Here is a 14,655-nt window from a genome sequence, read left to right on the forward strand (position 1 = left end):
GCCTAATATTATTAGGCCTTTGATACTACTTCAACCAGGGTCCAAGACTTAGTCTTAGACAAAGGACGACATTCGCGAATCGCGACTACGTCACCTTCATTGCACTGATTAGCTTCGTCATGTGCATGGATCTTAGTCGTACGCTTAATGTATTTCCCATAGATTGGGTGTTTCACTTGGCGTTCGATAGCGACAGTAATGGTTTTATCCATTTTGTTGCTAGTGACACGACCTTGCAAAGTACGGATTTTATCAGACATTATGCACCCGCCTTAGAAGTAATAATGGTCTTAACGCGCGCAATATTACGGCGCACCAATTTCAGTTGATGAGTCTGAGTCAACTGACCAGTGGCGTGTTGCATACGCAGGTTGAACTGCTCACGCAGCAGACCAAGTAGTTCAGCGTTCAGTTCTTCAACGCTCTTTTCTCTTAGTTCGCTCGCTTTCATTACATCACCGTCTTAGTTACGAAGGTAGTCTTGATTGGAAGCTTGGCAGCAGCTAAAGCAAACGCTTCACGAGCGATCACTTCAGAAACACCATTCATCTCATAAAGAACCTTACCAGGTTGAATCTGACATACCCAGTATTCAACGTTACCTTTACCTTTACCCATACGCACTTCAAGAGGCTTAGAGGTAATAGGTTTGTCCGGGAAAACTCGAATCCAAATTTGTCCCTGACGCTTAATGTGACGTGTCATGGCACGACGTGCAGATTCGATCTGACGAGCAGTTAAACGACCACGGCCGACTGCTTTCAGACCAAAAGTACCAAAGCTAACTTCGGTACCGTTCGCTAGACCGCGGTTGCGGCCTTTGAACATCTTGCGAAACTTCATACGTTTAGGTTGCAGCATTGCCGGCTCTCCTATTTACCACGAGGCTTGCGCTTAGGTTGCTGCTGTTTCGGCTCTTCAATCTGTGGCAGCATTCCGTCCAGAACTTCACCTTTGAAGATCCAAACTTTAATACCAATCACACCATATTGAGTGTGACTTTCAGAGGTTGAATAGTCGATATCAGCACGCAGTGTATGTAAAGGTACACGACCTTCACGGTACCACTCAGAGCGCGCAATCTCAGCACCGCCTAAACGGCCACTAACTTCAACTTTGATACCTTGAGCACCAATACGCATTGCGTTTTGTACCGCACGCTTCATCGCGCGACGGAACATAACACGACGCTCTAATTGCTGTGCAATTGAGTCAGCAACTAACTTGGCATCTAGCTCAGGTTTACGGATCTCAGCGATGTTAATTTGAGCAGGAGTGCCAGCCAGTTTTGAAACGGCAGCACGCAATACTTCAACGTCTTCACCTTTCTTACCAATCACAACACCTGGACGGGCAGTGTGAATAGTAACGCGGATGCTTTTCGCTGGGCGTTCAATAACAATCTTAGATACTGACGCAGCTTGCAGTTTGTCTGCAAGATACTTACGCACTTCCCAGTCGCTGTTCAGGTTATTTGCATAATCTGACTTATCTGCGTACCAGGTAGAGATCCAAGGCTTGGTGATACCCAGACGGATACCATTAGGATGTACTTTCTGTCCCATTGCTCTCTCCTAGCGATCTGATACAACCACAGTGATGTGGCTGGTACGCTTCATGATACGATCAGCGCGGCCTTTAGCACGTGGCATGATACGCTTCATAGTTGGACCCTCGTCAACGAAGACGGCGCCTACTTTTAGCTCATCAATATCCGCGCCTTCGTTGTGTTCGGCGTTTGCGATAGCTGAGTCAAGTACTTTTTTAACCAGTACGGCGGCTTTCTTTGGGCTGAAAGTCAAAATTTCGAGGGCCTTAGCAACAGGCAAACCGCGAATTTGATCAGCAACGAGACGAGCCTTCTGCGCAGACGTACGGGCAAAACGATGTTTAGCTAAAACTTCCATCTTATTCCTCCCGTATTAACGCTTCTTCGCTTTCTTATCAGCAGCATGGCCGCGATAAGTGCGAGTTGGTGAGAATTCACCAAGTTTGTGGCCGATCATTTCGTCAGTTACGAACACAGGAACGTGCTGACGACCATTATGGACAGCGATGGTCAAACCAATCATATTTGGAATGATCATAGAGCGACGTGACCAAGTCTTAATAGGCTTCTTGTCACCTGCTTCCATCGCTTTCTCTACCTTCTTCAGCAAGTGCAGGTCAATGAAGGGACCTTTCTTGAGAGAACGTGGCATGGCGAATCCTCTTACTATTTATTACGACGACGTACGATGTACTTGTCAGTGCGCTTGTTACTACGAGTCTTATAACCCTTAGTTGGCACACCCCATGGAGTCACTGGGTGACGACCACCAGAAGTACGGCCTTCACCACCACCGTGTGGATGGTCTACCGGGTTCATTGCAACACCGCGAACTGTTGGGCGAACGCCTCTCCAGCGCTTAGCACCTGCTTTACCTAACTGGCGTAGCATGTGTTCGGCATTACCAACTTCACCAAATGTTGCGCGGCAATCAACTGGCACTTTGCGCATTTCGCCAGAGCGAAGACGTAAAGTGGCATATGCGCCATCACGAGCAACAACTTGTACATAAGCACCCGCTGAACGCGCGATCTGAGCACCTTTACCAGGCTTCATTTCTACAGCGTGCACAACAGAACCTACTGGAATGTTGCGCAGTGGCATTGCGTTACCGGTTTTGATTTCGGCTTCAACACCAGACTGGATCTTGTCGCCAGCTTGCATGCCTTTGGCAGCAAGGATGTAACGACGCTCACCATCCGCATACAGTACTAGAGCGATGTGCGCAGTACGGTTTGGATCGTATTCCAGACGCTCAATTTTTGCAGGGATACCATCTTTATCGCGTTTAAAGTCGATTAAACGGTAGTGCTGCTTGTGACCGCCACCAACGTGACGAACAGTGATACGGCCAGTATTGTTACGGCCACCACTTTTAGATTTTTTCGCCAACAGGCCAGCAAAAGGTTTACCCTTGTGCAGGTCAGAGTTCACCACTTTAACAACGTGGCGACGACCTGGAGAGGTTGGCTTACACTTAATAACTGCCATGATAATTCTCCTTTGCTTACTCAGCGCCGCCGACGAAATCGATGTCAGCACCAGCAGCTAAAGTCACGTAGGCTTTTTTCCAATCGCTACGACGGCCAGTACGGCCACCAGTACGTTTAGTTTTGCCTTTGCTCACTAAAGTGCGAACTGATTCGACTTCAACTTCAAATAGCTTAGCAACAGCAGCTTTAATTTCAGCTTTAGTTGCATCGATAGCTACGCGGAAAACAACAGTGTTGTGCTTCTCAGCATTCACAGTGCTCTTTTCAGAGATGTGAGGTGCCAGAATTACTTTTAGCAAACGTTCTTCGCGGATCATCATGCTAGCATCTCCTCGATTTGCTTAACTGCATCAGCAGTCACAAGCACTGTGTTGAACGCGATCAGACTTACTGGGTCTAGACCTGCAACGTCACGAACGTCAACCTTGTACAGGTTGCGAGCTGCTAAGAATAAATTCTCGTCAACTTCTGAAGTCACAATTAACACGTCTTCTAAGTTCATTGCTTTCAGTTTAGCTTTCAGCTCTTTAGTTTTAGGAGCTTCAACGCTGAATGATTCAACAACAACCAGACGGTCTTGACGTACCAGTTCAGACAGAATGCTTTTCAGCGCGCCGCGGTACATCTTCTTGTTAACTTTTTGGCTGTGATCTTGAGTTTTAGCAGCGAAAGTTACGCCACCGCCACGCCAGATTGGGCCCTTAACACCACCCGCACGAGCGCGGCCAGTGCCTTTTTGGCGCCATGGCTTTTTGCCAGAGCCAGTTACTTCCGCACGAGTCTTTTGAGCACGAGTGCCCTGACGCGCGTTTGCAGCGTATGCTACAACTACCTGATGAACCAGTGCCTCGTTAAAGTCACGGCCGAAGGTAGTTTCGGAAACTTCAAGAGCGCTTTGCGCGTCTTTCAATACCAATTCCATTACTATCTCCTCAGACCTTAAGCTTTAACTGCAGGCTTGATGATCAGGTCGCCATTAGTTGCGCCCGGAACAGCACCTTTAACCAGTAGCAGGTTACGTTCAACATCTACACGTACAACGTCTAGATTTTGAGTAGTAACACGCTCGGCACCCATATGGCCTGACATTTTCTTGCCTTTAAATACGCGACCAGGCGTTTGGTTCTGACCGATAGAACCGTTCGAACGGTGCGACAAAGAGTTACCGTGCGTCATATCTTGAGTACGGAAGTTCCAACGCTTAACACCGCCTTGGAAGCCTTTACCTTTTGATTGACCAGTAACGTCAACTTTCGCTACATCAGCGAAGATACCTACGTTTAGCTCAGCACCAACTTCAATGCCTTCGCCTTCACCGTCTGCCAGACGCAGTTCCCACAGTCCACGACCGGCTTCTACGCCGCTCTTAGCAAAGTGACCTGCTTCTGGTTTAGTGATGCGATTGGCTTTTTTGGTACCAGTAGTAACTTGAAGTGCGCGGTAGCCGTCAGTTTCTAAAGTTTTCACTTGAGTAACACGGTTGCCAGCAACTTCAATTACTGTAACAGGTATAGAAACACCATCTTCAGTGAAGATGCGAGTCATACCAACTTTACGACCAATAAGACCGATAGCCATCTCTCAAACCTCTTCTAAGGATCTCAATTAACCCAAGCTAATCTGTACGTCGACACCAGCCGCAAGATCTAAACGCATTAGAGCGTCTACAGTCTTTTCAGTTGGCTCTACGATGTCAACCAGGCGCTTGTGAGTACGTAATTCGTACTGGTCACGAGCATCTTTATTAACGTGCGGAGAGATCAAAACGGTATAACGCTCTTTGCGCGTAGGTAGTGGAATAGGACCACGTACTTGGGCGCCAGTACGCTTAGCAGTTTCAACGATTTCCGCTGTAGACTGATCAATTAAGCGATGATCAAACCCTTTTAAGCGGATACGGATTCTTTGGTTCTGCATTGACCAGAGCTCCTAAAATGGACACATAAAAAATCACCCTCTAGCTTCTTCCTTACTGGAAAAGCAGAGCGAGATGATTTAACCGTTCGACTCCCAATCGGAGCCGCTATGATAATGATAAGTTCAAATACTTGTCATTTAATTCGTTAACCTAGGTTAACGAGGGGGCCATTATACTCATCTGAAATCAGATTTCAAGCCCGCTGTGTAAATAGTCATCAAAAACTATTCAACGTCAGAGTGGCGAGCATTTTACACAAATTTCAGAATAACACCAGCCCAAAGTAAAGAATCCACCTTCTGAAGAAGGTGGCTTTGTTTTAACCCCCTAAAAGGGGGCCTTTATTCAAGAGCAAGTTGACCCTGCTCTTGCCGCTCTACTTTCTCTTGATGCCTAACGTATCTACGGATTATTTCCTCGTTAATTCCAATCGAATCGACGAAGTATCCTCTCTGCCAAAAATGATTTCCCCAAAGTTTATTCTTACGTAGGTAAGGAAATTTACTGAATATTTTCAAAGCTATCTTACCTTTTAACGCCCCCATTAAATTCGATATAGATATCTTCGGAGGTACCTTCACCACTAAATGAACATGGTCAACTTGAACATTTAGCTCCATGACTATGCATCCCATTTGATGGCAATAAACCTGAATGCATCGATAAACCTCTTTTCCGACATTACCTTTCAATATCCGAAAGCGGTACTTTGGTGTCCAGACTATATGATATTGACATCGCCAGAACACATGCGATGCTTGCTCGTATCTACTCATGTTATTTGCCTCTTTTGACTTCGCTAAAAATCAAAGATGCATTTAACATGGGTAGGTATACAGGCAAAGCCTCAAATGATGATAACCACCTACTGAAGTAGGTGGTTTTGGGCTAAAAATAAAAAAGGAAGCCTAAGCTTCCTTTTTTCTAATCACAATTGCTATTACGCAATGATCTTAGCTACAACACCAGCGCCTACTGTACGGCCACCTTCACGAATTGCGAAGCGTAAACCTTCGTCCATCGCGATTGGGCAAATCAGCGTAACAACCATCTTGATGTTGTCACCAGGCATTACCATCTCTACGCCTTCTGGCAGTTCAATAGTACCGGTTACGTCAGTTGTACGGAAGTAGAACTGTGGACGGTAGCCTTTGAAGAATGGAGTATGACGACCACCTTCTTCTTTTGACAGAACGTAAACTTCTGATTCAAAAGTAGTGTGTGGGTTGATTGAACCTGGCTTAGATAATACTTGACCACGCTCTACGTCATCACGCTTAGTACCACGTAATAAAATACCACAGTTCTCACCTGCACGACCTTCGTCAAGCAGCTTACGGAACATTTCTACACCAGTACAAGTTGTCTTGGTTGTAGTGCGGATACCAACGATTTCTACTTCGTCGCCCACTTTAACGATACCACGCTCTACACGACCTGTTACTACTGTACCACGGCCAGAAATAGAGAATACGTCTTCGATTGGCATCAGGAATGGCTTATCGATATCACGCTCTGGCTCTGGAATGTAAGAGTCTAAAGCTGCTGCCAGCTCAAGGATCTTCGCTTCCCACTCTGGCTCGCCTTCTAGCGCTTTCAGAGCTGAACCTTGGATTACTGGTAAGTCATCACCTGGGAAGTCGTATTCTGATAACAGTTCACGCACTTCCATTTCCACTAATTCTAACAGCTCAGCATCGTCAACCATGTCACATTTGTTCATGAATACGATGATGAATGGTACGCCAACCTGACGAGACAGCAGGATGTGCTCACGTGTTTGTGGCATTGGACCGTCTGTAGAAGCAACTACCAGGATCGCGCCGTCCATCTGTGCAGCACCAGTGATCATGTTTTTAACATAGTCAGCGTGGCCTGGGCAGTCTACGTGTGCGTAGTGGCGAGTTGGGGTGTCATACTCGATGTGAGAGGTATTGATGGTAATACCGCGCTCACGCTCTTCTGGAGCGTTATCGATTTGAGAGAAGTCTTTAGCTTCACCACCGTAGGTCTTAGCCAGTACGTGAGAGATAGCTGCAGTCAGAGTGGTTTTACCATGGTCAACGTGACCGATGGTGCCCACGTTTACGTGAGGCTTACTACGTTCAAATTTAGCTTTTGCCACGATATATTCCTTTCTTTTCAGAATAGTCCTGCATTGACAGGACCATATTACATTTATGTCGTAACTGGAAATTAGCTACGAGATTCAATAATCGCTTTCGCAATGTTTTGCGGTGCATCAGTGTACTTCAAGAACTCCATGGAGTAAGAAGCACGACCCTGAGTTGCAGAACGCAAATCAGTTGCATAACCAAACATTTCAGAAAGAGGCACTACTGCATGGACTATTTTGATGCCACCAAAGCCATCATCCATACCTTCAATCAAACCACGGCGACGGTTTAAATCACCAACAACATCACCCATATAGTTTTCTGGAGTAGTTACTTCTACTTTCATGCAAGGTTCGAGCAACACAGGTTTCGCCTCAAGCGCACCCTTTTTGAAGCCCATAGAACCCGCAATTTTGAACGCCATTTCATTCGAGTCCACATCATGATATGAACCATCGAACAGAGTGACCTTCACGTCCAATACAGGGAAGCCAGCGAGAACGCCATTCTTCATCTGCTCTTGGATACCTTTATCAACCGCAGGGATGAATTCACGTGGAACTACACCGCCAACGATTGCGTTGATAAATTCGTAACCAGCGCCTTCTTCATTAGGCTCTAGTTTTAACCAAACATGACCGAATTGTCCACGGCCACCTGATTGGCGTACAAATTTACCTTCAGCCTCAACTGATCCACGAATGGTTTCACGGTAGGCCACTTGTGGCTTACCTACGTTGCACTCAACACCAAATTCGCGACGCATACGATCAACGATAATGTCTAAGTGTAACTCACCCATTCCAGAAATCAGTGTTTGTGATGATTCTTCGTCAGTCTCAACCCGGAATGAAGGATCCTCTGCTGCAAGTTTTTGCAGTGCGATACCCATTTTGTCCTGGTCGGCTTTTGACTTAGGTTCAACGGCAATGGTAATTACAGGTTCTGGGAACTCCATGCGTTCCAAGATTACTTTGTGGTCATTATCACAAAGTGTATCACCCGTGGTTACGTCTTTTAGACCAATAGCCGCGGCAATATCACCTGCACGGACTTCTTTCAGTTCTGTGCGGTCGTTAGCGTGCATCTGCACGATACGGCCAATACGTTCACGTTTCTGTTTAACAGAGTTGTAAACGCCAGAACCTGATTCGAGTACGCCTGAATACACACGAATAAAGGTTAAAGTACCCACAAACGGGTCTGTAGCAATCTTAAATGCCAACGCCGCAAAGGGGGCATTGTCATCTGATGGGCGCTCAACTTCTTGCTCATTGTCATCGATGCCCTTAATCGGTGGCACATCGACTGGTGCTGGCAAGAATTCTACTACCGCATCAAGAACCGCTTGAACGCCTTTGTTCTTAAATGCAGAACCACAGGTCGCTAAAACGATTTCATTATTTATAGTACGTTGACGCAGTGCTTTTTTGATCTCTTCTTCTGACAGGGTACCTTCTTCAAGATACTTGTCCATCAGTTCATCAGAGGCTTCAGCGGCTGCTTCAACCAGATACTCATGCATTTCAGCCGCTTTAGCTGCTAAATGTGCAGGGATCTCTTCATAAGAGAACGTCATCCCCTGGTCCGCTTCGTTCCAGTTAATGGCTTTCATCTTGATTAAGTCGATCACGCCAGTGAAGTTTTCTTCTGCGCCGATATTTAATTGGATCGGTACACAAGTTGCTCCAAGGCGAGTTCTGATTTGCTTCACTACACGTTCAAAGTCCGCGCCTGCACGGTCCATCTTGTTGACAAATACGATGCGTGGAACGCGGTATTTGTCAGCTTGACGCCATACGGTTTCTGATTGAGGTTCAACACCTGAAGCACCACAGAAAACCACAACAGCGCCGTCAAGAACGCGCAAAGAACGTTCAACTTCAATAGTAAAGTCAACGTGACCAGGGGTATCGATGATATTGATGCGGTGTTCAGTGAATTGAGCATCCATACCACGCCAGAAAGTAGTGACAGCAGCCGAGGTGATAGTAATACCACGCTCTTGCTCTTGCACCATCCAGTCAGTGGTCGCGGCGCCGTCATGCACCTCACCGATTTTATGAGACAAACCGGTATAGAACAGAACACGTTCTGTTGTGGTGGTTTTACCTGCGTCCACATGAGCACAAATACCGATATTACGATAACGCTCAATTGGGGTTGTACGAGCCACGATTATACCCTCTCCACCAAAACCTAAGTCTTGGCAATATCAACAACAATGGTGTGGGCCTAAGCCCACACCATCAGATTACCAACGGTAATGAGCAAAGGCCTTGTTAGCTTCAGCCATGCGGTGCACGTCTTCACGCTTCTTAACAGCAGTACCTTTGTTTTCAGACGCATCTAGCATTTCACCTGCTAGACGTAAAGCCATAGATTTTTCACCACGCTTACGTGCAGCTTCAACTAACCAGCGCATCGCCAGTGCGTTACGACGCACAGGACGAACTTCACATGGTACCTGGTATGTAGAACCACCCACGCGACGAGATTTAACTTCGACTGATGGGCGAACGTTGTCCAGGGCTGCTTCAAGGATGTCTAAATGGTTAGCGCCTTTCTTTTCAGCGATAACATCAAGAGCCTTGTAAATGATTTTTTCAGCAGTCGACTTTTTGCCGTCCTGCATAATGACGTTGATGAACTTAGCCAGCAACTCACTGTGAAACTTTGGATCTGGTAGGATTTTACGTTGTCCTACAACGCGACGTCTTGGCATAACAATTCTCCGTATGCTTCAGGGATTTCCAAAACTGGAATTCTCAAAATAAACTAGCTTGGCCTTACTTAACGGATACGTTAAGACTTAGGACGCTTAGCACCGTACTTAGAACGGCTTTGGCGACGTGAAGTCACGCCTGCACAGTCTAATGCGCCACGAACAGTGTGGTAGCGAACACCAGGTAAGTCTTTAACACGACCACCACGGATCAAAATCACGCTGTGTTCCTGCAGGTTGTGGCCTTCACCGCCGATGTACGAAGTAACTTCGAAACCGTTAGTTAGACGCACACGAGCTACTTTACGTAGTGCAGAGTTAGGTTTTTTAGGGGTAGTAGTGTACACACGTGTACAAACACCACGCTTTTGTGGGCACGCATTCAACGCAGGCACATTAGTCTTGTCGACTTTTGGCGCGCGTGGCTTACGTACCAACTGGTTTACAGTTGCCATGTATAGCTCCGAGTCAGTTGAATCAAACTCAACGATAAGGTGTGAAAAATCTATATCCCACAATGGTGGGACGCGGAATTTTAGAAAGGTAAAGCCTAACTGTCAAGAAATAGCCAACTTTTGCGGCATATTCCAATGAAAAAGGCGCCAACGGCGCCTTTTTGTTACAAACTGATTACTTAATCTTGACTGCCAGCCAAGTTTAAGAGGTCTGCAAGGTTTTGTTCCGCTTCGCTTGCAGTGATCTTATTCACTACAACTGGCTCGTCTTTCTTAGCACGGGCATCGTTACGGGTCTTGTGATAAGCGTAACCAGTACCGGCTGGGATCAGACGGCCAACGATTACGTTTTCTTTCAGACCACGTAAGTTATCAGACTTGCCGCCTACGGCAGCTTCTGTCAGTACGCGAGTTGTTTCTTGGAACGATGCTGCAGAGATAAACGATTCTGTTGCCAGAGACGCTTTGGTAATACCCAGCAGTTCACGTTCGAAGGTCGCAGGCACTTTGCCTTGTTCGATCAGGTCGCGGTTAGCGATCTTCACGCGAGACACTTCTACTTGTTCGCCTTCTAAGAACTCACTATCACCTGCAGAGGTGATTACGCACTTACGCAGCATTTGACGGATGATCACTTCGATATGCTTATCGTTGATCTTCACGCCTTGTAGACGATATACGTCTTGTACTTCGTTCACAATGTAGTTAGCTACGTTGTGGATGCCACGAAGACGCAGAATGTCGTGCGCCGCTTCTGGACCGTCAGCAATAACTTCACCACGTTCGACTTTTTCACCTTCGAACACGTTTAAGTTACGCCATTTCGGGATCATCTCTTCGTACTGTTCACCGCCATCCGCTGGTGTAATCACCAGACGACGCTTGCCCTTAGTCTCTTTACCAAACGAGATGGTACCAGAGATTTCTGCCAGAATTGCAGGCTCTTTTGGCTTACGGGCTTCGAACAGGTCGGCAACGCGTGGTAGACCACCCGTGATGTCGCGTGTTTTAGACGATTCTTGTGGAATACGTGCTAACGCGTCACCCACGGCGATTTGCGCGTTGTCGTCAAGGTTAACGATCGCACTGCCTGGTAAGAAGTATTGTGCTGGTACTTCTGTACCTGGGATCATCAGGTCGCTACCGTCGGCGCCAACCAGACGGATCATTGGGCGCATTTCTTTACCCGCTGAACCACGTTGACCCACGTCGAGGATCACGATTGATGACAGACCAGTCAGTTCGTCTGTTTGACGAGTCATGGTCACGCCGTCGATCATGTCAACGAACTTAATACTACCCGCCACTTCAGTGATGATTGGGTGAGTATGTGGGTCCCAGTTAGCGATGATATCGCCTGCTTCTACTGATGCTTCTTCTAACTTCTCGAGCACAGTACCGTAAGGCACTTTATAACGCTCTTTCTCACGACCTAATTCGTCGATGATTGCCAGTTCAGAAGAACGAGAAACGATAACCAGCTTGCCGTCTGTGTTTGTTACGTACTTAGCGTTGTGCAGTTTCAACGAACCTGAGTTCTTCACTTGAACGTTGTTTTCTGCTGAGGCACGTGACGCAGCACCACCGATGTGGAACGTACGCATCGTTAACTGTGTACCAGGTTCACCGATTGATTGTGCAGCCACAACACCGATCGCTTCACCGTGGTTGATGATATGGCCACGGGCCAAATCACGGCCGTAACAGGCAGCACACACACCAAAATCGGTATCACAGGTAATGACTGAACGAACAATCACTTCATCGATTGAATGCTCTTCTAACTTGTCGCACCATGCTTCATCGAGCAGGGTGTTACGTGGTGCAAGCACGTCTTCGGTGCCTGGATAGAACACATCAACAGCAACCACACGACCCAGTACGCGTTCACGTAATGGCTCAACCACATCACCACCTTCGATCAGCGGCTTCATGGTTAGACCTTCGTGAGTACCACAATCATCTTCAATGACGACTAAGTCTTGAGCAACGTCTACCAGACGACGAGTCAGGTAACCCGAGTTCGCTGTCTTCAATGCAGTATCGGCAAGACCTTTACGCGCACCGTGAGTAGAAATAAAGTACTGAAGTACGTTTAGACCTTCACGGAAGTTAGCGGTAATTGGCGTTTCAATGATCGAACCGTCTGGTTTCGCCATCAGACCACGCATACCCGCTAACTGACGGATCTGTGCAGCACTACCACGAGCGCCAGAGTCGGCCATCATGTAAATGCTATTGAACGAAGCTTGTTTTTCTTCAACGCCATCACGGTTAATCACTGTCTCAGTTGACAGGTTTTCCATCATCGCTTTAGAAACTTTTTCGTTCGCACTTGCCCAGATGTCGATAACTTTGTTGTAACGCTCACCAGCAGTAACCAGACCTGATTGGAACTGCTCTTGAATTTCGAGCACTTCGGCTTCAGCGTCAGCAACTAAGGTGTACTTCTCAGCTGGGATCACCATGTCGTCGATACCGACAGATGCACCAGAGATAGTGGCGTAACGGAAACCTGTATACATCAGTTGGTCAGCGAAGATAACGGTATCTTTCAGACCTAATTGACGGTAACAGGTGTTCAACAGCTTAGAAATCTGCTTTTTGCCCATGTTCTGGTTAACCAGATCAAATGACAAACCTGCTGGCAGAATCAATGACAGCAGAGCACGACCGACTGTAGTATCTACGATACGACGTTGTTCAGTACGCTCACCATTGTCACCGATAACGGTTTCAGTGATACGCACTTTCACGCGGGCATGCAGTTCAGCAGCGCCAGTTGCATAAGCTTTTTCAACTTCAGCAACAGACATAAAGTACATACCTTCACCACGGCCGTTAATACGCTCACGGCTGGTGTAGTACAGACCTAATACCACGTCTTGTGATGGAGTGATTACAGGCTCGCCGTTGGCTGGTGACAGGATGTTGTTGGTAGACATCATCAGGGCACGGGCTTCAAGCTGCGCTTCCAGTGTTAACGGTACGTGTACAGCCATTTGGTCACCGTCGAAGTCGGCGTTGTATGCCGCACAAACGAGTGGGTGTAACTGGATGGCTTTACCTTCAATCAGTACAGGTTCGAACGCTTGGATACCGAGTCTGTGCAGTGTTGGTGCACGGTTAAGCATCACTGGATGTTCGCGGATCACTTCATCCAGAACGTCCCAAACTTCCGCCACTTCACGCTCTACCATCTTCTTAGCCGCTTTGATGGTTGTCGCTAAGCCACGACCTTCCAGCTTGCCATAGATGAATGGCTTGAACAGTTCCAGTGCCATCTTCTTAGGAAGACCACATTGGTGCAGACGTAAAGTAGGACCTACGGTAATAACCGAACGACCAGAGTAGTCAACACGCTTACCTAACAAGTTCTGACGGAAACGACCTTGTTTACCTTTGATCATATCGGCCAAAGATTTCAGAGGACGTTTGTTAGAACCGGTAATAGCACGACCACGACGACCGTTATCTAATAGCGCATCAACAGACTCTTGTAACATACGCTTTTCGTTGCGTACGATGATGTCCGGCGCAGCTAAATCTAACAGACGCTTCAAACGGTTGTTGCGGTTGATCACGCGGCGATACAGATCGTTCAGATCTGAAGTCGCGAAGCGGCCGCCATCGAGCGGTACCAGCGGACGTAAGTCAGGTGGTAACACAGGCAGTACTTTTAAGATCATCCACTCTGGCTTGTTACCAGAAGTGTGGAACGCTTCCATCAACTTAAGACGCTTGGTCACTTTCTTGCGACGAGTCTCAGAGTTGATTGATGGCAGCTCTTCACGCATTTGTTCGATTTCTTTTTCAAGATCGATTGCGCGCAGCAGTTCTAATACCGCTTCAGCACCCATCTTGGCTTCGAATTCGTCACCGTACTCTTCTAATGCGTCCAGATAGTTTTCTTCTGTCAGCATTTGGCCACGCTCAAGGCTGGTCATGCCAGGCTCGATCACGACGAAAGATTCAAAATACAGTACGCGCTCGATATCACGCAGCGTCATGTCCAGCATTAAACCGATACGGGACGGCAGTGATTTCAAGAACCAAATGTGGGCAACTGGGCTAGCCAGTTCAATGTGACCCATACGTTCACGACGTACTTTAGTCTGGGTAACTTCTACACCACACTTTTCACAGATCACACCACGGTGCTTCAAACGCTTGTACTTACCGCACAAACATTCGTAATCTTTGACTGGGCCAAAGATACGCGCACAGAACAGACCTTCACGCTCAGGCTTGAAGGTACGGTAGTTAATGGTTTCTGGCTTCTTAACTTCACCAAAAGACCAAGAACGGATCAGATCAGGCGATGCCAGACCAATTTTGATGCCGTTAAATTCTTCAGTCTTGCTTTGCTGTTTCAGAAACTTTAATAAGTCTTTCACG

Annotated in this window: 17 protein-coding genes; all 17 read right to left on the minus strand. The window is 47.1% G+C overall.

Translation table 11 applies throughout. The annotated features are described in order from the left end of the window. Nucleotides 1-11 precede the first annotated feature (11 nt). The gene (gene rpsQ / locus KXJ80_RS22205; protein WP_011070622.1) at nucleotides 12-260 is read right to left on the minus strand and encodes a 30S ribosomal protein S17; all 249 of its coding nucleotides are present in this window, start codon (nucleotides 258-260) and stop codon (nucleotides 12-14) included. Next, nucleotides 260-451, minus strand: coding sequence for a 50S ribosomal protein L29 (gene rpmC, locus KXJ80_RS22210; protein ID WP_007644429.1), 192 nt, complete (start codon nucleotides 449-451; stop codon nucleotides 260-262). The genes rpsQ and rpmC overlap by 1 nt, the downstream gene beginning before the upstream one ends. Continuing rightward, complete coding sequence (gene rplP / locus KXJ80_RS22215; RefSeq protein ID WP_006083593.1) at nucleotides 451-861, minus strand: 50S ribosomal protein L16; 411 nt, start codon at nucleotides 859-861, stop codon at nucleotides 451-453. The genes rpmC and rplP overlap by 1 nt, the downstream gene beginning before the upstream one ends. An 11-nt stretch (nucleotides 862-872) precedes the next feature. Further along, nucleotides 873-1,565 carry a 30S ribosomal protein S3 gene (gene rpsC, locus KXJ80_RS22220; protein WP_011070621.1) on the minus strand — a complete coding sequence of 231 codons (693 nt, stop codon included), beginning with the start codon at nucleotides 1,563-1,565 and terminating at the stop codon, nucleotides 873-875. 9 nt (nucleotides 1,566-1,574) lie between these two features. Beyond that, nucleotides 1,575-1,907: a 50S ribosomal protein L22 gene (rplV, locus tag KXJ80_RS22225; RefSeq protein WP_006083595.1), complete on the minus strand. Its 333-nt coding sequence runs from the start codon at nucleotides 1,905-1,907 to the stop codon at nucleotides 1,575-1,577. Between the two features lie 15 nt (nucleotides 1,908-1,922). Then, nucleotides 1,923-2,201 (minus strand): 30S ribosomal protein S19, encoded by a 279-nt coding sequence (gene rpsS, locus KXJ80_RS22230; protein WP_006083596.1) that lies wholly within the window; start codon nucleotides 2,199-2,201, stop codon nucleotides 1,923-1,925. Between the two features lie 14 nt (nucleotides 2,202-2,215). Then, nucleotides 2,216-3,040, minus strand: a complete 825-nt coding sequence (gene rplB, locus KXJ80_RS22235; RefSeq protein WP_011621028.1) for a 50S ribosomal protein L2 — start codon at nucleotides 3,038-3,040, stop codon at nucleotides 2,216-2,218. A gap of 16 nt (nucleotides 3,041-3,056) precedes the next feature. Further along, nucleotides 3,057-3,359: a 50S ribosomal protein L23 gene (rplW, locus tag KXJ80_RS22240; RefSeq protein ID WP_037421480.1), complete on the minus strand. Its 303-nt coding sequence runs from the start codon at nucleotides 3,357-3,359 to the stop codon at nucleotides 3,057-3,059. Further along, nucleotides 3,359-3,964, minus strand: a complete 606-nt coding sequence (gene rplD / locus KXJ80_RS22245; protein ID WP_011070618.1) for a 50S ribosomal protein L4 — start codon at nucleotides 3,962-3,964, stop codon at nucleotides 3,359-3,361. The genes rplW and rplD overlap by 1 nt, the downstream gene beginning before the upstream one ends. A gap of 17 nt (nucleotides 3,965-3,981) precedes the next feature. After that, entirely contained in the window at nucleotides 3,982-4,620 is a 639-nt protein-coding gene (gene rplC, locus KXJ80_RS22250) for a 50S ribosomal protein L3 (protein WP_011070617.1), read from the minus strand. Between the two features lie 27 nt (nucleotides 4,621-4,647). Continuing rightward, the gene (gene rpsJ / locus KXJ80_RS22255; protein WP_011070616.1) at nucleotides 4,648-4,959 is read right to left on the minus strand and encodes a 30S ribosomal protein S10; all 312 of its coding nucleotides are present in this window, start codon (nucleotides 4,957-4,959) and stop codon (nucleotides 4,648-4,650) included. 342 nt (nucleotides 4,960-5,301) lie between these two features. Beyond that, the gene (tnpA, locus tag KXJ80_RS22260; protein ID WP_039978090.1) at nucleotides 5,302-5,736 is read right to left on the minus strand and encodes an IS200/IS605-like element ISShes8 family transposase; all 435 of its coding nucleotides are present in this window, start codon (nucleotides 5,734-5,736) and stop codon (nucleotides 5,302-5,304) included. Nucleotides 5,737-5,900: 164 nt separating this feature from the next. Next, on the minus strand, nucleotides 5,901-7,085 hold the full coding sequence (gene tuf, locus KXJ80_RS22265) for an elongation factor Tu (RefSeq protein ID WP_055647561.1): 1,185 nt from the start codon (nucleotides 7,083-7,085) through the stop codon (nucleotides 5,901-5,903). 71 nt (nucleotides 7,086-7,156) lie between these two features. Further along, the gene (gene fusA, locus KXJ80_RS22270) at nucleotides 7,157-9,253 is read right to left on the minus strand and encodes an elongation factor G (protein ID WP_037418387.1); all 2,097 of its coding nucleotides are present in this window, start codon (nucleotides 9,251-9,253) and stop codon (nucleotides 7,157-7,159) included. A gap of 78 nt (nucleotides 9,254-9,331) precedes the next feature. Next, a complete protein-coding gene (rpsG, locus tag KXJ80_RS22275) occupies nucleotides 9,332-9,802 on the minus strand; it encodes a 30S ribosomal protein S7 (RefSeq protein ID WP_011070613.1) in 471 nt (156 codons plus the stop codon). A gap of 80 nt (nucleotides 9,803-9,882) precedes the next feature. Next, nucleotides 9,883-10,257 (minus strand): 30S ribosomal protein S12, encoded by a 375-nt coding sequence (gene rpsL / locus KXJ80_RS22280; protein WP_011070612.1) that lies wholly within the window; start codon nucleotides 10,255-10,257, stop codon nucleotides 9,883-9,885. 179 nt (nucleotides 10,258-10,436) lie between these two features. Continuing rightward, a complete protein-coding gene (gene rpoC / locus KXJ80_RS22285; protein WP_047539809.1) occupies nucleotides 10,437-14,654 on the minus strand; it encodes a DNA-directed RNA polymerase subunit beta' in 4,218 nt (1,405 codons plus the stop codon). Nucleotide 14,655: the final 1 nt, after the last annotated feature.

Source organism: Shewanella xiamenensis (assembly GCF_024971755.1).
Lineage (GTDB): Bacteria > Pseudomonadota > Gammaproteobacteria > Enterobacterales > Shewanellaceae > Shewanella > Shewanella xiamenensis.

Excerpts from the sequence above, each read along its gene's own strand:
- rpsQ (WP_011070622.1), bottom strand. The coding sequence starts at position 260 with ATGTCTGATAAAATCCGTACTTTGCAAGGTCGTGTCACTAGCAACAAA.
- rpmC (WP_007644429.1), bottom strand. The coding sequence starts at position 451 with ATGAAAGCGAGCGAACTAAGAGAAAAGAGCGTTGAAGAACTGAACGCT.
- rplP (WP_006083593.1), bottom strand. The coding sequence starts at position 861 with ATGCTGCAACCTAAACGTATGAAGTTTCGCAAGATGTTCAAAGGCCGC.
- rpsC (WP_011070621.1), bottom strand. The coding sequence starts at position 1,565 with ATGGGACAGAAAGTACATCCTAATGGTATCCGTCTGGGTATCACCAAG.
- rplV (WP_006083595.1), bottom strand. The coding sequence starts at position 1,907 with ATGGAAGTTTTAGCTAAACATCGTTTTGCCCGTACGTCTGCGCAGAAG.
- rpsS (WP_006083596.1), bottom strand. The coding sequence starts at position 2,201 with ATGCCACGTTCTCTCAAGAAAGGTCCCTTCATTGACCTGCACTTGCTG.
- rplB (WP_011621028.1), bottom strand. The coding sequence starts at position 3,040 with ATGGCAGTTATTAAGTGTAAGCCAACCTCTCCAGGTCGTCGCCACGTT.
- rplW (WP_037421480.1), bottom strand. The coding sequence starts at position 3,359 with ATGATCCGCGAAGAACGTTTGCTAAAAGTAATTCTGGCACCTCACATC.
- rplD (WP_011070618.1), bottom strand. The coding sequence starts at position 3,964 with ATGGAATTGGTATTGAAAGACGCGCAAAGCGCTCTTGAAGTTTCCGAA.
- rplC (WP_011070617.1), bottom strand. The coding sequence starts at position 4,620 with ATGGCTATCGGTCTTATTGGTCGTAAAGTTGGTATGACTCGCATCTTC.
- rpsJ (WP_011070616.1), bottom strand. The coding sequence starts at position 4,959 with ATGCAGAACCAAAGAATCCGTATCCGCTTAAAAGGGTTTGATCATCGC.
- tnpA (WP_039978090.1), bottom strand. The coding sequence starts at position 5,736 with ATGAGTAGATACGAGCAAGCATCGCATGTGTTCTGGCGATGTCAATAT.
- rpsG (WP_011070613.1), bottom strand. The coding sequence starts at position 9,802 with ATGCCAAGACGTCGCGTTGTAGGACAACGTAAAATCCTACCAGATCCA.
- rpsL (WP_011070612.1), bottom strand. The coding sequence starts at position 10,257 with ATGGCAACTGTAAACCAGTTGGTACGTAAGCCACGCGCGCCAAAAGTC.